This window comes from Amycolatopsis sp. La24 (assembly GCF_029087445.1).
Taxonomy (GTDB): domain Bacteria; phylum Actinomycetota; class Actinomycetes; order Mycobacteriales; family Pseudonocardiaceae; genus Amycolatopsis; species Amycolatopsis nivea.
The window spans coordinates 26,827-47,375 of the sequence record NZ_JARACH010000047.1; the positions used below are offsets into that span (position 1 = coordinate 26,827).

A 20,549-nucleotide genomic window follows, 5' to 3' on the forward strand; every position below is an offset into this window, starting at 1 on the left:
CGCTCGCCGAACCTCGCGCTCTGCTCGGCCGGGGGCGCTCCGCTCAGCCCGGTGCTCGCTCCGCGCCGGGGAGGTCCGTGAGGGGAACCCTGACGGAATCAGATTCCGTGAGGGGAACCCTCACGACCTCTCGGTTCTGCCGCGGCGCGGACTGCGTCGCAGAGAAGCCCCCAATGCCACATTGGGTGCATGTGACGCACCCAATGTGGCGTTGGGTGCATGTGACGCACCCAATGTGGCGTTCGGTGCGTCCGACGCACCCAAAGTGGCATTGGGGGTCTCCGGCCCGAGCCGTGCAGGAGGCCGTTGCCAGCCCGGCGTCGCGCGTTCTTCGGCGGCCCGGGCTCCTCGTGAGTGCCCATGCCGGTTCTCACCGGCTTAGCCGCGCACGAGCACAGGACCAAGGTCCCACCCGCGTTGTGGCGTAGGTCCTGTGAGCGGGCCCCGCCCGCCTCACGTCCAGCTCACTGCCTACTCTCAAGTGCGTGAACTCCGTGTCCGAGCTGGCGCTCTCCGGGCCGCTGCTGCTCGCCGCGGGTGTCGCGCTGGTGGCCGGGGCCATCTCGTTCGCGTCGCCGTGCGTGGTGCCGCTCGTGCCTGGGTATCTCGCCTACCTCGCGGCTCTCGTCGGCGCAGACGCCCCGGCGGTGCGCGACGGCGAGGAGCGCAAGAAAGGCCGCTACGCCGTGCTCGGCGCGGCGGGGCTGTTCGTGCTCGGGTTCACCGTGGTGTTCGTCGCGACCATGGGCACGCTGGTCTGGCTCGCGAACACCTTGCTGGTCAACGAGGATCTGCTGCAGCGCATCGGCGGCATCCTGACCATCCTCATGAGCCTGGTCTTCATCGGCTGGATCCCGGGGCTGCAGCGCGAGGTCCGCTCGCACCGCGTGCCCGGCGGCGGGCTGTGGGGCGCGCCGGTGCTCGGCGCGGTGTTCGGGCTCGGCTGGACGCCCTGCATCGGGCCGACGCTCTCGGCTGTCACCAGTCTCGCCAGCGCCACCGGCGGGGCCGCGGTCCGCGGGTACGTGCTGGTGCTCGTTTACTGCCTCGGCCTCGGCGTCCCGTTCCTGCTGATCGCGCTCGGCGCCCGCTGGGCCGTGCGCGCCACCGACTGGCTTCGCCGCAACGGCCGCCGCGTGCAGATTTTCGGCGGGGCGCTGCTGATGGTGGTCGGCATCCTGCTGGTCACCGGGCTGTGGGGGGACGTCATGGGCTGGCTCCGCAACTCCGTCGCCTCCGATCTCGAGCTGCCGCTGTGACCACTACCGAAGCGCCCCCGAAGAATCCCCAGCCGTACCGGCCGTCCGCGGCCAAGCAGTTCCTGGCTTTCCTGCGCAACACCTGGCGCGGCCTGACGTCCATGCGCACCGCACTGGTGCTGCTGTTCCTGCTGGCGCTCGCCGCGCTGCCCGGCGCGTTGCTGCCGCAGCGGCGGCTGAACGCGCCGAAGGTCGACGAGTACATCAGCGCGCACGGCTGGTGGGGATCGCTGCTGGACAAGCTGGAGTTCTACGACGTCTACTCCAGCGTCTGGTTCTCCGCGATCTACATCCTGCTGATGATCTCGCTGATCGGCTGTCTCACGCCGCGCAGCTTCGAGTACCTCAAGCAGATGCGCGCCAAGCCGGTGCTGACGCCGCGCAATCTCGCGCGCATGCCGCACCACCGGATCGCCCGCACCGCGCGCACACCGGAGACGATCCGCGAGGACGTGCGCAAGCAGCTGTCCGGCTGGCGGCGCGTCGAGCGCGAGGAGGACGGCGGCGGGTTCAGCGTCTCGGCCGAACGCGGCTACCTGCGCGAGACCGGCAACCTGCTCTTCCACTTCGGCATGCTCGGCCTGATCATTTTCTTCGCACTCGGCAAGCTCTACAGCTACGAGGGCCAGGTCATCGTGCAGGCCAACGGCGGCCAGTTCTGCAATTCGGGCATCTACAATTACGACTCGTTCGAGGCGGGCCTGCGCGTCGACGGCACCGACCTCGACCCGTTCTGCGTGAAGGTCAACGACTTCACCGCCCGCTACACCGCCACCAACCAGGCCGACTACTACCACTCGCACATCGAGTACCAGTCCGGCCAGGACCTGCAGACCGGCACGTGGAAGCCGTACGACCTCGAGGTCAACGAGCCGCTGCGCACCGTCGGCGACCGGGTTTACCTGCTGGGCAACGGTTATTCGCCGCAGTTCACGGTGACCTTCCCGAACGGCGAGAAGCGCACGCAGAACACCCAGTGGATGTTCACCAACCCGTCGACGATGCTGTCCGAGGGCGCGACGAAGTTCGACCAGCCCGGCGTCACCGACGAGGTCCAGCGGCGCACCAAGCAGCTCGCGATCACCGGCCTCTTCGCGCCGTCCTCGTTCATCCACGGCGGCGTCCTCACCTCGACCGCGCCGCAGCTGAACAACCCGATGGTCGCCGTCGACGTGCTGCGCGGCGACCTCGGTCTCGACGCGGGCCGCGGCCAGTCGGTGTTCTCGGTCGACCAGTCCCGCGTCCAGGACGGCAGGCTCAAGCGGGTCGCCCGCAAGAACCTCGCGGTCGGCCAGGAACTGACGCTCGACGACGGCACCAAGGTCCGCTTCGACGGCGTCAACAAGTGGGTCAACCTGCAGATCTCGCACGATCCGACGCAGGGCTACGTGCTCGGCTTCGCGATCGTGATGTTCGCCGGACTCGGGGCGTCGCTGCTGGTCAAGCGGCGTCGCGTGTGGGTGCGGGTGCGGCCGGGCAAGGACGAGGGCGCGAGTACCGTGATCGAGGTCGCGGGGCTCGCGCGCACGGATCAAGCCGGATACGGCGAGGAATTCCAGCGGATCAGCGAACGGCTGGTCACGGGCCGGAAGGGCAGCTGAGGCATGGAAATCAACGAGACTTTCTCGCAGTACAGCGACCTGCTGTACACGACGACAGTGGCGATTTACGTGCTGGCGCTGCTGTTCACGCTCTTTGAGCAGGCGTTCGGCGCGAAGGGCCGTCTCGCCGCCGAGCGCAGCCGCAAGCGCGTGCTGGTCGGCGCGGGCGGACCTGACTCCGACGACGCCGCGATCGAAAACGGCGACGTCCCGGCCGAGCCCGAGGCCCCGCGTGCGGTCGGCCGCGCGGAGCGGATCGGCCGGATGGGCGCGGCGCTGCTGGTGCTGGGCGCGCTGCTGCAGCTGTCGGCGATCGTGCTGCGCGGACTCGCGGTGCACCGCGCGCCGTGGGGCAACATGTACGAGTACGGCATGGCGGTCACCTTCATCACTGTCGTCGCGTGGCTCGTGGTGATCAAGAAGTTCCCGGTCCGCCACCTCACCGGGTTCCTGCTGCTGCCCGTCGTGATCCTGATGTTCATCAACGGCACGATGCTCTACACGGTCGCCGCGCCGGTCGTGCCCGCGCTGCAGTCGTACTGGCTTTACATCCACGTGTCCGCCGCGATCATCGGCTCCGGCGTGTTCCTGGTGCCGGGCGTGGCGAGCGTGCTGTACCTCTTCCGCACCGCGCACGACCGCAACCCGGCCAAGTTCGCCGGTTTCGGCCCGAAGCTGCCCTCCGCCGACGTCCTCGACCGCATCGCCTACCGCGCCACGATCGTGGCGTTCCCGATCTTCACTTTCGGCGTGCTGTGCGGCGCGGTGTGGGCCGAGGCCGCGTGGGGCCGGTTCTGGGGCTGGGACCCGAAGGAGACCGTCGCGTTCATCGCGTGGGTCGTTTACGCGGCATACCTGCACTCCCGCGCCACCGCGGGCTGGCGCGGGACGCGCGCGGCGGTGATCAACATCGTCGGGTTCTCGGTGACGATCTTCAACCTGTTCTTCGTCAACCTGGTTACCGCCGGACTGCATTCCTACGCCGGAGTGAGTTGAGCCGGGGGTCCACCGCCCGGACCGGGCCTCGGGCGACTACCGTCGTCGCCAGGGGCCCTTCGACGTACCCGGGAGGTTGGCAACGGTGACCGGACCCAGTGAAGAGACTGCCGGCGAACAGCAGTCCGAGCAGGCCCAGGAACCGGCTGCCATGTTCTCCGAGGAACGCACCGACTCGACGCCGCACCCCGGCACCGGGCCGTACGACGCGCAGCCGACGCAGGTCGTCGACCCGCCGCCGCAGGGCGCGTACCAGCCGCTGCCGCAGCCGGGCGGCTACCAGCCGCACTATGACCAGAACCTGCCGCCGCTGCAGCCTCCCGCGCAGCAGCATCAGCAGCACCAGCCGCAGCACGCCGCCCCGCCGGGGCACCAGCAGCAGCCCGTCGCTCCTCCGGGCGTGGCTCCCGTGCCGGGCGCTCCGGCCGGGGCGCAGGGATTGCCGCAACCGGCGTCCAGCGCGGACGAGCTGGCCACCGCGCACCTGGTGAAACAGCAGAAGCGCACGCCGCAGTCCGGCTGGCGCAAGGCGGTGTACCTGGGCAGCGGCAAGCTGCTCAACCCGGGGGAGAGCCCGGCGGACACGCGCCGGCGCGAGCTGATCGCGCGGGTCAACCAGCCGCTGCGCGGGTGCTACAAGATCGCGATGCTGAGCCTCAAGGGCGGCGTCGGCAAGACCACGACCACGACCACGCTCGGCGCGACGTTCGCGTCCCTGCGCGGCGACCGCGTGGTGGCGGTGGACGCGAACCCGGACCGCGGGACGCTGTCGCAGAAGATCGCCATCGAGACCACCGCGACCGTGCGGCACTTGCTGCGGGACGCGGACAAGATCACGCGCTACAGCGACGTCCGGTCGTACACGTCGCAGGGGTCGAGCCGGCTGGAAATCCTGGCCAGCGAACAGGATCCGGCGGTGTCGGAGGCGTTCTCCGAGAACGACTACCGGCGCACGGTGAACCTGCTCGAGCACTTCTACAACATCGTGCTCACCGACTGCGGCACCGGTTTGATGCACTCGGCGATGAAGGGCGTCCTCGACGTCGCGGACTCGCTGGTGGTGGTGTCCTCGGGTTCGGTCGACGGGGCCCGCAGCGCCTCGGCGACGCTGGACTGGCTCGAGGCGCACGGCTACGGCGACCTGGTGAAACGCTCGGTCGTGGTGATCAACTCGGTGCGCCCGAAGGGCAGTTCGGTCGACCTGGACAAGCTGGCCGCGCACTTCGGCGCGAAGGTGCGTTCGGTGTGCCGGATCCCGTTCGACGCGCACCTGGAAGAGGGCGCGGAAATCGAACTGGAGCGTCTCGGCGGGGACACCCGGCTGGCGCTGCTGGAACTGGCGGCGACCGTGGCGGACGGTTTTAACGGCAGGGCTTGACCAAGCGGCTGCGCTTGATTGACCGTGCGGGCTCCGCAACCACAACCCGGCGCGATCTCGGCGCCCCGGCGGAGCCGGGGCAATCAAACACGCTCAGGAGTCGGTTTCGTCCGGGCGTTTGCGCTGCTGTTCGGAGAGCTTGCGCAGGAATTCGGGATCGTCGTCGGGAGCGACGGCCGGGCGGCGCTGCGGGACGCTGATCCGCTGCGCGCCGAGTGCCCGCCACAACAGAACGGCGATGGTGATCGCGCCCACCGCTGCGAGCAAAGGGATCATGCCCGGGGTCCTTCCGTCGTGCTGGCCCCCCAGATTAGCCGCAATCGGGCCGGACCGGGGGGACGGTGCGCGCGCGGACCCGCCCCGGAACGCGGCGAAGGGTCGTGACCGGCAAGCGATGCGGGAGGCACCCCTTGCCAGTCACGACCCTTCGGCGTGTTCGAGACCCGCGGATCAGATCTTGCGGGTCGGCTCGCTCGCGTCCGTGGTGAGCTCGGCCAGAAGGTCGTTCACCTCGGACTCGCGGAACCTGCGGTGTCCGCCCGGCGTCCGGATCGAGCCGATGCGGCCCGCGGTGGCCCAGCGGGTCACGGTCTTCGGGTCCACCCGGAACAGAGCGGCCACCTCACCCGGGGTGAGCAACCGTCCGCCCATGGTTGCGGTCATTTTCCGCCTCCTTAACGCCCAACTTGCTATACCGGGGGCATCGGGCGATTTCGCCCGTCGCGCCCGGGTGGCCAACGCGGCAATCGTGGCACTTCACCCGTCGGGTACTCGAACGGTTGTCCTTGGGTAAAGAGCCCTTAAAGTGCAAAAGGGACATAACTCAGCAGATTCTCAGGATCGCTCAGTGCTCGTTCGCGCCTCGCTGACCAGGCATTTTCTGACCAGCTGCGCCGAGATTCGGGTAAAGACTGAGCAAAGGCCGCGTCTGGGCGGCGTCCGGTGCCGAGGTTGCTGTGACGCAGGAGACAATCCGGGGCCTACCGGGATGCGCCTCCCGCGCGGGCGCGCCGCATAATGAGCCGGTGGATCAGCTGGACCGGAAGATCATCGCCGAGCTGCGGGCCAACGGCCGGGCTACCTACGCCGACCTCGGCCGGACGGTGGGGCTCTCCGCGTCGTCGGTGCACGAACGCGTCGGGAAGCTCGAGGCGGCAGGCGTGATCACCGGGTACCACGCGATGGTCGACCCGAACACGGTCGGACTCGGCGTCACCGCGCTGGTCGGCATCCATCCCACCGACACCGCCACCGACGAGGACGTCGCCGCTTCGCTCGGCGAACTGCCCGAGGTCGAGAGCTGTTACGCGGTCGCGGGCGACGAGGCCTTCGTAGTAAAGGTGCGGGTTTCGACGGTCGACGAGCTGGAGCTCACTCTCGGCAGGCTGCGCCGCATCCCCGGCGTCGGCCGTACCAACACGACAGTGGTGCTCTCCACCCGGTTCGAGGGCCGCCCCAACAACGCGGGCCTGGACGAGGACCCGGCGAGCGGGGCGTAGCCTGTTTCGGTGTGAGCGAGACACCGGACCACCTTCCCCGTGACCTGACGGTGTACTTGATCGCGCGGTTCGCGCTCGTCGCGGTGGTCGCGGTCGTGCTTTCGCTGGTCGGCGTGCCGCTGCTGGTCTCTTTGCTGATCGGGCTCGTCGTCGGCCTTCCGCTCGGACTGCTGCTCCTGCGCGGGCTGAACCAGCGCGTGACGGCCGGTCTGGCCAAGCGCAACGAATCCCGTGCGCGTGCTCGTGCCCAGCTGCGTTCGCAGCTGCGCGGCGAGACCCCGGCCGACGATTCCGCGGCATGAGCAAACCGCACAGCCGCGCCTGGGTCCGCGAAGCAGTCCGGATCATCGAGGCCGACGCCAACCGCAGCGCCGACACTCACCTGCACGTTTTCCCGCTGCCCCCGGAATGGGGCATCGACCTTTACCTGAAGGACGAGTCGGTGCACCCGACCGGCTCGCTCAAGCACCGCCTCGCGCGCTCGCTGATCCTGTACGGCCTGGTCAACGGGCACATCGGCCCGGACACCGTGCTGGTCGAGGCGTCCAGCGGCTCGACAGCGGTGTCCGAGGCGTACTTCGCGCGGATGCTCGGCCTGCGGTTCGTGACCGTCGTGCCGCGGCGGACGAGCAAGGAAAAGATCGCGCTCATCGAGTTCTACGGCGGCGAGTGCCACTACGTCGACTCCGCGCCGGCGATGTACCCGGAGGCCGAGCGGCTGGCCGCCGAGTGCAACGGGCATTACCTCGACCAGTTCACCTACGCCGAGCGCGCGACGGACTGGCGCGGCAACAACAACATCGCCGAATCGGTGTTCGCGCAGATGCGTGCCGAACGCCATCCGGTGCCGTCGTGGATCGTCGTCGGCGCGGGCACCGGCGGCACGAGCGCGACGTTCGGCCGGTACGTCCGGTACAAGCGGCACACCACGAAGATCTGCGTGGTGGACCCGGAAAACTCGTCGTTCTACGGCGCGTGGGAAACCGGTGCGCCGGACTACGCGACCGGGATGCCGTCGCGGATCGAAGGCATCGGACGGCCGCGTTGCGAACCGTCGTTCGTGCCCGGCGTGATCGACGAAATGTTCCAGGTGCCCGACGCCGGTTCGCTGGCGGCGATCCGCTTGCTGCGGGACCGCACCGGGCACTGGGCGGGCGGCTCGACCGGGACCAACCTGTACGGCGCGTTCCAGCTGATCTCGCGGATGCTGGCGGACGGCCAGGCGGGTTCGGTGGTGACGCTGCTGTGCGACGGCGGGGAGCGGTACGCGAACACGTACTACTCGGACGAATGGCTCGGCGAGCAGGGGATCGACCTCGCGCCGTATCGGGCGCGGTTCGACGAGTTCCTGCTCACTGGCCGATTCGACGCCTAGCTTCCTGGTAGCCCAGCGTCAGCACGACGATCAGGCGGCGCAACCGGTCCTCGAAGTCGAGGCGGGAGCCGGACAGGCGCGGGTCCTTGATGGCTTCTTGGACGGCCTCGTTCGGGTGCGCCAGCGGCCACATTCCCGCGGTGAACATGAAGATCGCGGACGACAGTTCTTGTGCGGTCTCCGCGGAAAGGCCTGGCAGCGCGGCGTGCAGCAGGTCGGCGGTGCGGGCGTTGTGCTTCGCCGAGCGCAGCTTGTAGTCCCGCGCGATTTCCGTCGAGACATTGCGCTCCAGCACGTTCGCCAGCACGCTGATCAGCTCGCACAGGACCGGTCGCGTCGCGAGTGAACGGGCGAGGGCCGCGGCGACCTCCGACAGATCGCCGTCAAGGGTGAGCGAATCGAGCCATGCGCCGCGAGCGCGGTCGAGGACCTCCAGGTAGACGGCCTCCCGCGTGGGGAAGTAGCGCGCGACGTTCGACGCCGACAGGCCTACCCGGCGGGCCAGTTCGCGCATGCTGACCTCGCTGACGGACGACTCCGTCATCAGCTGTTCGGCCACGTCGAGGATCGCCTCGCGACGGGCTTCCACTTGCTCGGGACTGCGGGCGCGCTGGAAGTCGGACACGCCTCGGAGTGTAACAGGACACTGCTCTCTTGATAAAAGAACAGCGTCCTGTTAGCTTCGAGAACAAGAGAGCAGTGTTCCGTTAACTCTGGCAGGAGATCCCGATGCGCACTTACGACCAGCTTTTCCTCGGCGGCCGCTGGACCGAGCCCGCGACGACCGACACCTTCGAAATCCGTTCGCCGCACGACCGGGCGCTGGTCGGGACCGCGCCGAAGGCCTCGAAGGCGGACGTCGACCGCGCGGTGGCGGCGGCCCGGCGGGCGCTCGAGCCGTGGGGGAGAACTCCGCTGGCCGAGCGGCTGCGCCTGGTCGAGCGGTTCAACGAACTGCACGCCGCCCGCGCTGACGAAATCGCCGAGCTGATCACCGCGGAGAACGGCTCGCCGAGCTGGTTCACCGGCTGGACGCAGCACAACCTCCCGGAGCGCACGGCGGCGTGGCTCAAGACCGCGCGCGAGTTCGGCTGGGAGGAGACACTGACCGACGAGGCGGGCAACCGGACGATCGTGCGCGCCGCGCCGGTCGGGGTGGTGGCCGCGGTGATCCCGTGGAACTCGCCGCATTCGGCCGCGCTGGTGAAGCTGATTCCAGCGTTGCTGGCGGGCAATCCGGTGCTGCTGAAGGCCGCGCCGGAAACCCCGCTCGACGCGATGCTGCTGGCGGAAATCTTCGCCGAGGCCGGGTTCCCCGAGGGCGTGGTGAGCGTGTTCGCGGCCGATCGCGACGTGAGCGAGTACCTGGTGACGCACCCCGGCGTCGACAAGATCTCGTTCACCGGCTCGACCGCGGCCGGGCGGCGGATCGCGTCGCTGGCGGGAGAGCAGTTCAAGCGCGTCGGGCTGGAGCTGGGCGGAAAGTCCGCGGCGATCGTGCTCGCGGACGCGGACCCGAAGACCGTCGCCGAGGGGATCCGGACCGCGACGTTCGCGAACAACGGCGAGATGTGCGTGGCCCACACGCGGATCTTCGCGGCGCGCGAGCGGTACGCCGAGGTGGTGACCGCGCTCGCGGAAATGGCCGACGGGCTCGTGGTCGGCGATCCCGCGAAGCCGGACACGTTCGTCGGGCCGATCGTGCGCCAAGACCAGTACGAGCGCGTGCTGTCGTACCTGCGGCTAGGCGTCGAGGAGGGCGCACGGATCGCGGCGGGCGGTGCCGAGCCGCTCGCGAATCCTGAACTGGCGGACGGGTTTTACGTGCGTCCGACGGTGTTCGCCGACGTCACGAACGACATGCGGATCGCGCGCGAGGAGATCTTCGGGCCGGTGCTCGTGGTGATCCCGTTCGACACCGAGGAAGAGGCGATCCGGCTCGCGAACGACTCCGACTACGGCCTGAGCGGCGGCGTATGGACGGCCGACGCGGAACACGGCGTCGAGCTCGCACGGGCGGTGCGCACGGGGACGTTCCACGTCAACGGCGCACCGCGGCATGGGAACGCATCGTTCGGCGGGTTCAAGGCGAGCGGGGTGGGCCGTGAGTACGGCTCGCACGGGTTGGCGGAGTTCGTGGAGTGGCAGGCGATTGCGGTGGGGCGTTAGAGCGCGAGGGCGACCGCGTTTTCAATACCGCCCGGCTCGGTTCGGTGGGCTCAAGGCGGAGCAGGGCCCGGGCGGTATTTGCGAATTAGCAGGCGACCGCAGTGAGCCGCTAGAGCGACAGGGCGACCGCGCTCAGCACCGCCCACGCCAACATCGCCATGCCGGTGTCGCGCAGGGCCGGGATCAGCTCCCGGCCCTTGCCGCCGCCTCCGACGGACTTGATGGGCTTCAGCAGCAGCGGCGCGGTCACGAAGGTGATGAACAGCAGCGGGTGCCAGATCCCCATCAGCACGGTGAGCGCGTACGGGACCGTCACCAGGGTCAGGTAGAGCTTTCGCGTGCCGCCGTCGCCCATGCGGGTCGCGAGGGTGTGCTTGCCGGACTCGAGGTCGGTCGGGATGTCGCGCAGGTTGTTCGCCACCAGCACCGCCATCGAGAACGAGCCGACCGCTACCGCGCAGCCCAGTGCGTCCCAGCTGACCCGGCCGGCCTGGACGTAAACCGTGCCGAGGACGCCGGCCAGTCCGAAGAACACGAAGACCGCGATCTCGCCCAAACCGTAGTAGCCGTAAGGCTTTTTGCCGCCGGTGTAGAACCACGCGCCGAGGATGCACAGCGCGCCCATCGCGAGCAGCCACCAGTATCCGCTCAGCGCGACGAGCGCCAGGCCCAGCACTCCGGCCAAGCCCAGGGAGGTCAGCGCGGCACGCAGCACGGCCTTCGGGTTCGCCGCGCCGGAGCCGACGAGACGCAGCGGGCCGACGCGGTTTTCGTCGGTGCCGCGGATGCCGTCGGAGTAGTCGTTGGCGAAGTTCACGCCGATGATCAGCGACAACGCGACCAGCAGAGCGAGCAGCGAACGCCACCAGGAGAACGCGTCGAGCGCGATCGCCGCTCCGACGCCCGCCACGACCGGTGCGATCGCGTTCGGCAGCGTCCTCGGCCGGGCGCCTTCGATCCACTCACTGACTGTCGCCATGGGGTCCATTCAACGCCATGCGATCTTCACCCGTTCGGTGAACCCGCTCAGCGCGTCCGGAGGGCGGCGACCACTGCCTGCCGGTCGATCTTTCCCGGTCCGCGCAACGGCAACTCGCTGACGAACTCGACGCGTTTCGGCGTCGCGGCCGCACCCAGCTCAGCCCGGACCGCGGCTCGCAGCGCGGCCTCGTCCGTCGAACCCGCCACCATCGCCACGACCGCCTCGCCCCACTGCGGATCCGGAATCCCGACGACACAGGCGTCCCGCACCCCGGGCTGCGCGCCGAGCAGCCGTTCGATCGCGGCGGCGGACACCTTGACCCCGCCGGTGTTGATGACGTCGTCCGCGCGTCCGAGCACCTCGATCAGGCCGTCGGCCAACACGCGGCCGCGGTCGGAGGTGCGGAAAGAACCTTCCCGGAACGACTCCGCGGTCAGTTCCGGAGCGAGGCGGTAGCCGTGCGACAGCACCGGGCCGGAGATCCACAGTCGCTCGTCAGCGTCGGGTTCTACGCGCACCCCGTCGAGCGGAACGCCGTCGTAGACGCAGCCGCTGGCGGTCTCGCTCATGCCGTACGACGGGACGATTTGCACGCCTTCCTCAGCCGCTTGCGCTCGCAGCGCGGGCGAGGTGGCGGCGGCACCCAGGATGATGCCGTCGAAGGCCTTCGCGGCGGCCAGGCCGGCGCCGCCGTCGTCGAGCAGGCGGACTAGCTGGGTCGGCACGAGCGCGGTGTAGCGCGGGCCGTTCTCCGCGAGCACCGGCGCGGCCGCGGCGGCGAACTCGTCCGGGCGGAAGCCGGTGCCGGTCAGGAACGCCGGTTTCGTGCCTGCCAGCCGCGCTCGGATCAGGACTTGCAGGCCGCCGATGTAGTGCGCGGGCGTGGCGAGCAGCCAGTGCCCGGGGCCGCCGAGCCGGGCGTGCGTTGCCGTCGCGGACGCGATGAGCGCACGCGGCGACAGCAGCACTCCCTTCGGCGCTCCGGTGGACCCGGACGTGGCGATCACCACGGCGGTGTCCGGCTCGACCGGCTGCTCCGGGGCCATCGCCTCGAGCAGCGCCGGCGCCGACGGATCCGCCGAGTTGAGCGGCAGCACCGCCGGACCGCCGTCGAGGGCAGCCGCCAGGGCCGCGTCGAGGGCGGTCAGCGCGTCGGCGCTGCCGTCGAGCCACACCACGTGCACGGAAACGACCTTCTCAGTAGTAGTACGGGTAGTCGGACCAGTCCGGGTCGCGCTTCTCCAGGAACGCGTCGCGGCCCTCGACGGCCTCGTCCTGCATGTACGCCAGCCGGGTGGTTTCGCCGGCGAACAGCTGCTGTCCGACGAGCCCGTCGTCGATCGCGTTGAACGCGTACTTCAGCATCCGCTGCGCGGTCGGCGACTTGCCGATGATCGTCCAGCCCCATTCGAGCGCGACCCGCTCCAGCTCGGCGTGCGGCACGACCTCGTTGACCGCGCCCATCCGGTGCATTTGCTCGGCGGTGTAGTCGCGGCCGAGGAAGAAGATCTCGCGCGCGAACTTCTGCCCGACCTGCCGGGCGAGGCCCGCCGAACCGTAGCCCGCGTCGAACGAGCCGACGTCCGCGTCGGTCTGCTTGAACCGCGCGTGCTCGGCCGAGGCGAGGGTGAGATCGCACACGACGTGCAGCGAATGCCCGCCGCCCGCCGCCCAGCCGGGCACCACGGCGACCACGGGTTTCGGCATGAAACGGATCAATCGCTGCACCTCGAGGATGTGCAGCCGCCCCGCCCGCGCCGGGTCGACCGTGTCCGAGGTCTCCCCGCTCGCGTACTGATACCCGGAGCGTCCGCGAATACGCTGGTCACCGCCGGAACAGAACGCCCAGCCGCCGTCCTTCGGCGACGGGCCGTTCCCGGTGAGCAGGACGCAGCCGACGTCCGAGCTCATCCGGGCGTGGTCGAGCGCCCGGTAGAGCTCGTCGACGGTGTGCGGGCGGAAGGCGTTGCGGACCTCCGGACGGTCGAAAGCGATCCGGACCACCCGTTTGCCGGAGCGGGCATCTCGCGAACGGTGGTAGGTGATGTCGGTGAAGGAGAACCCTTCGACCTCGGACCAGGCGGCGGGGTCGAACAGCTCGGAAACTCGGGCGTCATCCACGTTTGGGAGAATAGGACCTGTGGACATGATCGCTGTGCCTGACGCCGCCCCCGGGGAGTGCCCGTCGGACGGTTCCTTAACGGGGGCCTGCCGGTGAACCCGTCCACCGCGCAGGCCAGGGTCATCGTCGACGAACTCGTCCGCAACACCGTGTCGCACGTCGTGTTGTGTCCAGGATCTCGCAACGCGCCGCTGTCCATCGCGCTCTACGACGCCGCCGCTTCGGGACGGCTGCAGCTGCACGTCCGCATCGACGAGCGCGGCGCGGCGTTCCTCGCGCTCGGCATCGCGGCGCGCACCGGCCGTCCGGCGGCGGTGGTCTGCACCTCCGGCACCGCGGCGGCGAACTTCCACCCGGCCGTGCTGGAGGCCGACCGGGCGGGCGTGCCGCTGATCGTGCTCACCGCCGACCGTCCGCCGGAGCTGCGTTCGGCGGGCGCGAGCCAGGTGATCAACCAGTACGAGCTGTACGGCGACGCGGTCCGCTACTTCGACGAGCTGGCCGTCGCCGAACGCCGGGCCGGGCAGAACTCCTACTGGCGCAGCCAGATCTGCCGCGCGTGGAACGCCGCGTACGGCGAGTGGCGCTGCGGGCCGGTACACCTGAACATCCCGTTCCGCGAGCCGCTCGTGCCGGACCTCGACGATGACGGCGAGTGGTACGAATCGCTCGAAGGCCGCCCGGACGGCGAACGCTGGACCGAGCTGCCGGACTTCGGCGCGCTGCCCTCGTTCGTGGTCCCCTCGGCGCGGCACGGCCTGGTGATCGCGTGCGACACCGGCGCGCAGGCGGCCAGCGAGTGGGCCGAACAGCACGGCTGGCCGGTGGTTTCGGAGACCGGCGGGCTCGGCCTGTCCGGCGCGACCGCGATGTCGTCCGGAGCCTGGCTGCTGGGCGTCGAGGAATTCATCTCGCGGCACCGGCCCGAGCAGGTGCTGTGCCTCGGCCGTCCGACGGTGTTCCGGCAGGTCCAGAAGGTGCTGTCGGACCCGGAGGTCGAGGTGCTGCTGGTGCGCCCGGATTCGGACTGGCCCGCGCCCGCGCACAACGTCCGCCAGGTCGGACAGTGGTTCGCCGAACCGACGAAGCCCGCGGACCCAGAGTGGCTCGCGAGCTGGCAGCGCGCGGACGCCGCGGCCAGCCAGGCGGTTTCGACGGCGCTGGCCGCCGAGCCGTGGCCGAGCGGCGTACGGGTGGCGACGGAGCTGGTCGACGCGCTGCCGGAAGGCGCGCTGCTGGTGGTCGGCTCCTCGAACCCGACGCGCGATGTCGCGCTCGCTGGACGGCTGCGTCCGGACGTCCTGGTGCACCGCAACCGCGGCGTCGCCGGGATCGACGGCACGGTGTCGACGGCCATCGGCGCGGCCACTGTGCACCGCGCGCCGTCGTACGCGCTGCTTGGCGATCTGACCTTCCTGCACGACGCGTCCGGCCTGCTCACCGGTCCGGCGGAGCAGTTGCCGGACCTGACGATCGTGGTGCTGAACGACGACGGCGGCGGCATTTTCTCGCTGCTGGAGCAGGGCGCGCCGGAACACTCGGCGAGCTTCGAGCGCGTCTTCGGCACGCCGCACGGCGCGGATCTGGGTGCGCTCTGTGCGGGCTACCGGGTGCCGCACGTCCTGGCCGAGACGGTCGAAGAGTTCCGTGCCGCGCTGCGGCCCGCGCCGGGCCTGCGGGTCGTCGAGGTCCGGGTCGACCGGGCGCAGCACCGGAATCTCCACGCGCGGCTGAAGTCCGCGGTCGCGGAAGCGGTGGGGACGGTTTAACCGGCGGGGGCCGGTGAATATGGGGGATTTCGTGAACGAGGCGGACCTGCGCCCGCGAGGCCGGTGGGCCTGGTTCAGCGCGGCGGTGGCGGCGCTGGCGCTGATCGGGCTGGTGTGCTCGTATTTCTCGTCGTTTCTGGTGATGGCCAGCGACAACTGCTTCGCCGGGGACAGCAGGGCGATCTGCAGCGCGGCCGGGCAGCAGGCGGTCGCGTCGCTGCCGTGGGTCGGCTGGTTCGCGGCGATCGCCGGGTCGTTCGCGATGGCCGGGCTCGCCGTGCGGCGCGGCTGGGGACCGTGGCCGGGGCTGTACGCGGGCCCGATCCTGTACGGCATCCCGATCGCCATCGCGTGGTGGATCGCCGAATCCGGATGATCTTCCCAGTGGGTAAGAACCCGTCGTTCGGACGTACCTGTGGGGTGCTCACGTGGATACGTTCGGTCGCATTGGCCACCTTGGAGGAACCATGCGATCGAGAACTCGGGCCGGAATCGGGGCGGTTGCGGCTGGAGTCGCGACGGTGCTGCTGGCAGGCACCGCCTCGGCAGTGCCGGCACCGGGCGCGCCGGGGGTCGGCGACCCGTACTACCCGAACGCCGGCAACGGCGGCACGGACGTGCAGCACTACGACATCCGCGTGAGCTACCAGCCGGAGACCGACGTCCTGTCGGGCACCACGACGCTGCTGCTCACCGCCACCCAGGACCTGTCGCGCTTCGACCTTGACTTCGCGCTCAAGGCGTCGAAGGTGCTGGTGAACAACCGGCCCGCGCAGTTCACCAATCAGAACGGCGACGGCGAGCTGGTGATCACGCCGGCGCAGCCGCTGCTGAAGGGCCAGTCCGCGACGGTCGTCGTGAGCTACTCCGACAGCCCGTCGACGGAGAAGGTCGGCGGACTGAACACGTGGAAGAAGGGCGCGTTCGGGGCGCTCGGGGTCGACGAGCCGCAAAGCGCGCAGTGGTGGTTCCCCTCCAACGACCACCCGACCGACAAAGCGACTTACGACGTGTCGATCGAGGCTCCGGACGGGCTCGCCGCCATCTCGAACGGCACGCTCGTGAAGAAAACCAAGAAGCGGGCCGGCTGGACGCGGTGGAACTGGCGCAGCACCAAACCGCAGGCGACCTACCTGACGTCGTTCATCGTCGGCAAGTACGACGTGGTCCAGTCCACCACGCCGGACGGCAAGCCGTTCATCACCGCCTACGGGTCGGATCTCGGCGATTCGCTCGACGCGGCCAAGGCGAGCGTGGAGCGGACGCCGGAGGTCGACGAGTTCCTGGCGTCGCAGTTCGGGCCGTATCCGTTCGAGGCCGAGGGCGGCGTGGTGACCAGCGGGATCACCTTCTCGCTGGAAAACCAGACCCGGCCGACCTACGGCGCGCGCAACTTCGCAGCCGGCTCCAACACCACGCTGATCGCGCACGAGAACGCACACCAGTGGTTCGGCGACAACGTTTCGCTGGGCAAGTGGAGCGACATCTGGCTGAACGAGGGCTTCGCGTCCTACGCCGAGTACCTGTGGTCCGAGCACCAGGGCGAGGGCACGACCGCGGAACTCGCGCAGTACGCGTACGACTCCTACGCCGCCGACGACCCGTTCTGGCAGGTCCTGCCGGGCGATCCGGGCGAGCCGAACCAGTTCGACCGCGCGGTGTACGACCGGGGCGCGATGGCCGTGCAGGCGTTGCGCACCACGGTCGGCGACCAGGCTTTCTTCTCGATCCTCCAGCAGTGGCAGACGGCCAAGGCCGGTAAAGCGGCGGTGATCCCGGACTTCATCGCGCTCGCCGAGAAGGTGTCGGGCAAGCCGTTGCAGGAGCTGTTCCAGACCTGGTTGTTCACCAAGGGGAAGCCCGCCGTCGGTCCTAATGGGACGGTCGCGGCGGCCAAGGCGTTCGCCGCCGTTCCGGCGAAGCCGAAGGCGTGGGACCAGATCCAGGCGAACCACCGCGCGCTGGCGGCGGCTGAGCGGCACTGAAATTCGCTTGCCTGGCCGCGGGATCCTGGAGAGTTCCGCTCCAGGAGGAGGATTTCCGTGGCCATGAAAGTGCGGGCGCAGCTCCGCCACGCCCGGCTCGACGGCCGGGAGTGGCGGGTGCTGCGCCCTGATCCCGTTCTGGACACCGCGCTGTTGTTCGAGGTCGCTCCGGGCACGGAGATGTCGCACGTGGAGATGTACGTCGACCGCGGCGCGGCGTACCGGATCGGGGTGCTGTGGCTGCTGGCCTCGCGGTCCCGGCACACGATCATCCACCTGCCGTTGCGCACCGGCCGGATTCCCGAGGAACCGGAGTTCGCCGGTCGTCCGCTGGATCTCGTGCTGAGCCAGCACACCGCGCACCTGCGCCCCTCGCAGTGGCCGCGGCTGCGGGCAGCGCTCGGCCCGTCCCGGCCGCATACGGTGCGGGTCCCGGCCGATCGGCGGCCGATCGACTGGCCGGGATGGCCCATCCGGGACCGGCTGCTCGACCGGTTCCACGCGAACACGATGTTCCTGACCGGCAGCCCGGCGGTCTTCCGGCACACCGCCGAGGACTTCTTCGACCTCGCGTTCGGAGCCCCTGGTTCGGCTCCGGGCGAGGAATCGGCGCAGCACAAGTGTTTTCAGCTGCATTGGACGTCTCAGCTGCTGGTGAACTCGTACAACCTGCACGTGCTGTACCGGGCGCACTGGCTGCCGAGTGCCGAGCTGGTCGGTGCACCCGACTAAACTCTCGGTGTGGCAGCCAGGAGTGTGAAGGCACGGCGGATCGCGTGGTTCGCCGTGCTGGGCGTGGCTGTGCTGCTCACGGTGATGTGCGTGAGCCTGGTTTTCGCCGCGTTCCGCAACGACAGCGCGATCGAATCGCACCTGGGCACGGCGAACGCGACGGTCGAGTCGGTGGCCTTCGACCGCACGATCATCCAGTACCAGACCCCGGACGGCATCGTGCACAGCCCGCCGACCGGGGTGCTGTACCCGTCGGGCCTCGCCGCCGGCCAGCTGGTGGCGATCGAGTACGACGCGACGAACCCCGAGCTGACCAGGGTCGCCGGCCGGACCGCGACGTTGACGCTGCTGCCGGTGGGCATGACGGTGCTGATCACGTGGCTGGTGGCGGGCCCGCTGCTGTGGTGGTTGCGCCGGTTGATGAAGCGGGACCGGTCCGCGTCCGCTCCGGAACCGATCCCCGCGAAGGTGTGAGCTTCGGGTGGCTCGGCACGGTTCGTGAAGGCCACCCTGAGGGAATCAGATTCCCTCAGGGTGGCCCTCACGAACTTCAGGTTCCGGCGGTTTCCTGCCACCAGCCGAGTACTTCGTCGGCGACGCCGGGTGCGGCGACCAGCAGTCCGTCGGTAGGCAGGGCAGCGTCCTCGCCATGTTTGTCCAGCACCACCGCGCCCGCCTCGATCGCCATTGCGACTGAGCCCGCGACGTCCCATTCGTGGTAGCTGTGCAGCACCGCCGCGGCGGCGTGCCCCAGCGCGACCTGGGCGATCGACAGGGCGGCCGACCCCAGCACCCGCACCCCGGTGTGGGCGGCTGCCGCTCGTTCGATGAACTCGCCCATTCCCGGCCACGGGCCCTTGCGCGCCAGTTCGGTGCAGACGATCGCTCCGGCGGTGCCCGCGCGGTCGACCAGTTTCAGCGGTTTTCCGTTCGCGCGGGCTCCCCGGCCGCGGGCGGCGGCGTAGATCTGCGCCCGGTACGGGTCGGCGACGACGCCCACCACCGGGCCGCTCGCGTCGACCAGGGCGAGGCTGTAGGCGCACCACGGCACTCCGGCGACGTAGTTCGCGGTGCCGTCCACGGAGTCGACCACCCAGCGGTACTCCGCGACGTCCGCGCCGTGGTCGGCGCCGAATTCGTGGCCTACCACCGGGATTCCGGGGAACTCCGCGGTCAGCACGCGGCGGGTGTGCCGTTCCAGGATCCGATCGGTGTCGGTGACCCAGTCGAACGGCGAATCCAGCGTCGCCGGGTGCGCGCCGCGGCCCGCGGTCGCGGTGATCACGTCGGTGGCGTCGTTCGCCAGCCGCCCCGCGACCTCGAGTGCTCGGGAGAGCAGCCCGGGTTCCACGGGCCGCGACGGCCTGGAGGACAAGAGGGTCATGCCTGCTTAGTCTGGGCGTTCCTGGTGTCCGGGACACGACCGGAAGATGACATGTCGTGGCGAATTCTTCGACGGTCGGCGCCCGGGCGCGGACGCTGCGGAGTGTTTCGCCACCGTTGGCCGGTCGGTTACGCGGGATTGGCCCGCCCTGCCTGCGGTTTTGCGACAGTGACGCCGTGCGAGTCGCCATAGTCACCGAAAGTTTCCTGCCCCAGGTGAACGGCGTGACGAATTCCGTGCTGCGGGTCGTCGAGCACCTGGTCGAATCCGCGCACGACGTGCTGGTCGTCGCCCCGGGACCGGGTCCGGCGAGTTACCGCGGCGCGCCGGTCGTCCGCATTCCGGCGCTGGACTTCCCCGGCGTGAACTCGCTGCCGATCGGCCTGCCGACGCGCACCGTGCTGACCGCGCTGGCCGATTTCGGCCCGGACGTCGTGCACCTGGCCTCGCCGTTCGTGGTCGGCGCGCGCGGGCTCGCCGCGGCCAGACGGCTGCGGGTGCCGTCGATCGCCGTCTACCAGACCGACATCGCCGGGTTCGCCACGTCGTACGGCTTCGGCATCGGCGCGCGGGCGGCCTGGCGCTGGGTGCGCCGCCTGCACTCGCGGGCCGACCGGACGCTCGCGCCGTCGTCGGACTCGATCGAACAGCTGAAACTGCACGGCGTTCCGCGCGTGCACCGCTGGGCGCGCGGCGTGGACATCAGCCGGTTTTCCCCGGCGCACGCGGATCCGGCGCTGGGCGCGGAACTCGCGCCGAACGGCGAGCTGCTGGTCGGGTTCGTCGGACGGCTCGCGCCGGAGAAGGAGGTCGACCGGCTGACCGTGCTGGCCGGGATGCCGGGCGTGCGCGTGGTCGTCGTCGGCGACGGACCTGAGCTGCCGTCGTTGCGGGAACGGTTGCCTGGCGCGGCTTTCCTCGGCGCGAAGTACGGTGACGAGCTTTCGGTCGCGTACGCGAGCCTCGACGTTTTCGTGCACACCGGACCGCACGAGACGTTCTGTCAGGCGGTGCAGGAGGCGATGGCGTCCGGACTGCCGGTGCTCGCGCCGGACGCGGGCGGCCCGAAGGATCTCGTCTTGCCAGGCCGTACCGGGTATTTGCTGCCGGCTGACCGGGAGGCGTTCGGCCCGGCGCTGGTTGCCAAGGTCAACGACCTGCGCGACGCGGCGTTGCGGGCCCGGCTGGGCGAGAAGGCGCGGAAAGTGGTTCTGGGCCGGACGTGGCCCGCGGTGTGCCGGGAGTTGGTCGGGCACTACGAAGCGGTACAGGGCCGAGTCGCGCGTGCGGCTTGAGCC

General features: G+C 69.9%; 21 protein-coding genes. 14 read left to right on the forward strand and 7 right to left on the reverse strand.

Annotation, left to right across the window (positions count from 1 at the left end; translation table 11 throughout):
• Positions 1-485: 485 nt before the first annotated feature.
• From PUT80_RS33005 to PUT80_RS33020, 4 genes are all read left to right on the forward strand, one after another.
• Positions 486-1,259, forward strand: coding sequence for a cytochrome c biogenesis CcdA family protein (locus PUT80_RS33005; RefSeq protein WP_037818851.1), 774 nt, complete (start codon positions 486-488; stop codon positions 1,257-1,259).
• Complete coding sequence (locus PUT80_RS33010) at positions 1,256-2,860, forward strand: cytochrome c biogenesis protein ResB (RefSeq protein WP_275294504.1); 1,605 nt, start codon at positions 1,256-1,258, stop codon at positions 2,858-2,860. The genes PUT80_RS33005 and PUT80_RS33010 overlap by 4 nt, the downstream gene beginning before the upstream one ends.
• Positions 2,861-2,863: 3 nt before the next feature.
• Complete coding sequence (gene ccsB / locus PUT80_RS33015) at positions 2,864-3,856, forward strand: c-type cytochrome biogenesis protein CcsB (protein ID WP_275294505.1); 993 nt, start codon at positions 2,864-2,866, stop codon at positions 3,854-3,856.
• 85 nt (positions 3,857-3,941) lie between these two features.
• The gene (locus PUT80_RS33020; RefSeq protein ID WP_037818855.1) at positions 3,942-5,234 is read left to right on the forward strand and encodes an AAA family ATPase; all 1,293 of its coding nucleotides are present in this window, start codon (positions 3,942-3,944) and stop codon (positions 5,232-5,234) included.
• A gap of 93 nt (positions 5,235-5,327) precedes the next feature.
• On the opposite strand, the gene PUT80_RS33025 is transcribed toward PUT80_RS33020, so the two are convergent.
• Positions 5,328-5,510 (reverse strand): hypothetical protein, encoded by a 183-nt coding sequence (locus tag PUT80_RS33025; RefSeq protein ID WP_037818857.1) that lies wholly within the window; start codon positions 5,508-5,510, stop codon positions 5,328-5,330.
• 174 nt (positions 5,511-5,684) lie between these two features.
• Positions 5,685-5,897 (reverse strand): BldC family transcriptional regulator, encoded by a 213-nt coding sequence (locus tag PUT80_RS33030; protein ID WP_009072010.1) that lies wholly within the window; start codon positions 5,895-5,897, stop codon positions 5,685-5,687.
• A gap of 362 nt (positions 5,898-6,259) precedes the next feature.
• On the opposite strand from PUT80_RS33030, the gene PUT80_RS33035 reads away from it, so the two are divergent.
• The 3 genes from PUT80_RS33035 to PUT80_RS33045 are packed head-to-tail and all read left to right on the forward strand — an operon-like array spanning position 6,260 to position 8,108.
• Positions 6,260-6,733, forward strand: coding sequence for an Lrp/AsnC family transcriptional regulator (locus PUT80_RS33035; protein ID WP_009072012.1), 474 nt, complete (start codon positions 6,260-6,262; stop codon positions 6,731-6,733).
• Positions 6,734-6,744: 11 nt separating this feature from the next.
• Positions 6,745-7,035 carry a DUF4229 domain-containing protein gene (locus tag PUT80_RS33040; protein ID WP_275294506.1) on the forward strand — a complete coding sequence of 97 codons (291 nt, stop codon included), beginning with the start codon at positions 6,745-6,747 and terminating at the stop codon, positions 7,033-7,035.
• The gene (locus PUT80_RS33045; protein ID WP_037818859.1) at positions 7,032-8,108 is read left to right on the forward strand and encodes a PLP-dependent cysteine synthase family protein; all 1,077 of its coding nucleotides are present in this window, start codon (positions 7,032-7,034) and stop codon (positions 8,106-8,108) included. The genes PUT80_RS33040 and PUT80_RS33045 overlap by 4 nt, the downstream gene beginning before the upstream one ends.
• On the opposite strand, the gene PUT80_RS33050 is transcribed toward PUT80_RS33045, so the two are convergent.
• The gene (locus tag PUT80_RS33050; RefSeq protein WP_275294507.1) at positions 8,086-8,733 is read right to left on the reverse strand and encodes a TetR family transcriptional regulator; all 648 of its coding nucleotides are present in this window, start codon (positions 8,731-8,733) and stop codon (positions 8,086-8,088) included. The two genes, PUT80_RS33045 and PUT80_RS33050, sit on opposite strands and share 23 nt — an antisense overlap.
• Positions 8,734-8,837: 104 nt before the next feature.
• Between PUT80_RS33050 and PUT80_RS33055 the strand changes: the two genes are divergently transcribed.
• A complete protein-coding gene (locus tag PUT80_RS33055) occupies positions 8,838-10,277 on the forward strand; it encodes an aldehyde dehydrogenase (protein WP_275294508.1) in 1,440 nt (479 codons plus the stop codon).
• 109 nt (positions 10,278-10,386) lie between these two features.
• Here the strand turns inward: PUT80_RS33055 and PUT80_RS33060 are convergent, their stop codons facing one another.
• Genes PUT80_RS33060 through PUT80_RS33070 form a run of 3 tightly spaced genes read right to left on the reverse strand, consistent with a single transcriptional unit; the run spans position 10,387 to position 13,380 of the window.
• The gene (locus tag PUT80_RS33060) at positions 10,387-11,256 is read right to left on the reverse strand and encodes a 1,4-dihydroxy-2-naphthoate polyprenyltransferase (RefSeq protein ID WP_238603457.1); all 870 of its coding nucleotides are present in this window, start codon (positions 11,254-11,256) and stop codon (positions 10,387-10,389) included.
• Positions 11,257-11,303: 47 nt separating this feature from the next.
• Positions 11,304-12,443, reverse strand: a complete 1,140-nt coding sequence (gene menE, locus PUT80_RS33065; protein ID WP_275294509.1) for an o-succinylbenzoate--CoA ligase — start codon at positions 12,441-12,443, stop codon at positions 11,304-11,306.
• Positions 12,444-12,456: 13 nt separating this feature from the next.
• Positions 12,457-13,380: a 1,4-dihydroxy-2-naphthoyl-CoA synthase gene (locus PUT80_RS33070; protein WP_037818864.1), complete on the reverse strand. Its 924-nt coding sequence runs from the start codon at positions 13,378-13,380 to the stop codon at positions 12,457-12,459.
• A gap of 93 nt (positions 13,381-13,473) precedes the next feature.
• Here PUT80_RS33070 and menD point away from each other — a divergent pair, with 93 nt between their 5' ends.
• The 5 genes from menD to PUT80_RS33095 all read left to right on the forward strand — a co-directional run bounded on the left by menD (position 13,474) and on the right by PUT80_RS33095 (position 18,341).
• Positions 13,474-15,150 carry a 2-succinyl-5-enolpyruvyl-6-hydroxy-3-cyclohexene-1-carboxylic-acid synthase gene (menD, locus tag PUT80_RS33075; protein ID WP_037818922.1) on the forward strand — a complete coding sequence of 559 codons (1,677 nt, stop codon included), beginning with the start codon at positions 13,474-13,476 and terminating at the stop codon, positions 15,148-15,150.
• 31 nt (positions 15,151-15,181) lie between these two features.
• Positions 15,182-15,526, forward strand: coding sequence for a hypothetical protein (locus PUT80_RS33080; protein WP_200864430.1), 345 nt, complete (start codon positions 15,182-15,184; stop codon positions 15,524-15,526).
• Between the two features lie 91 nt (positions 15,527-15,617).
• Positions 15,618-17,135 (forward strand): M1 family metallopeptidase, encoded by a 1,518-nt coding sequence (locus tag PUT80_RS33085; protein WP_275294510.1) that lies wholly within the window; start codon positions 15,618-15,620, stop codon positions 17,133-17,135.
• A gap of 57 nt (positions 17,136-17,192) precedes the next feature.
• On the forward strand, positions 17,193-17,867 hold the full coding sequence (locus PUT80_RS33090; RefSeq protein WP_275294511.1) for a hypothetical protein: 675 nt from the start codon (positions 17,193-17,195) through the stop codon (positions 17,865-17,867).
• 9 nt (positions 17,868-17,876) lie between these two features.
• Positions 17,877-18,341 (forward strand): DUF3592 domain-containing protein, encoded by a 465-nt coding sequence (locus PUT80_RS33095; RefSeq protein WP_275294512.1) that lies wholly within the window; start codon positions 17,877-17,879, stop codon positions 18,339-18,341.
• 76 nt (positions 18,342-18,417) lie between these two features.
• Here PUT80_RS33095 and PUT80_RS33100 read toward each other — a convergent pair whose 3' ends face one another.
• Positions 18,418-19,251 carry an inositol monophosphatase gene (locus PUT80_RS33100; protein WP_037818869.1) on the reverse strand — a complete coding sequence of 278 codons (834 nt, stop codon included), beginning with the start codon at positions 19,249-19,251 and terminating at the stop codon, positions 18,418-18,420.
• Positions 19,252-19,475: 224 nt separating this feature from the next.
• Between PUT80_RS33100 and PUT80_RS33105 the strand changes: the two genes are divergently transcribed.
• Complete coding sequence (locus PUT80_RS33105; RefSeq protein WP_275294513.1) at positions 19,476-20,546, forward strand: glycosyltransferase family 1 protein; 1,071 nt, start codon at positions 19,476-19,478, stop codon at positions 20,544-20,546.
• Positions 20,547-20,549 lie beyond the last annotated feature (3 nt).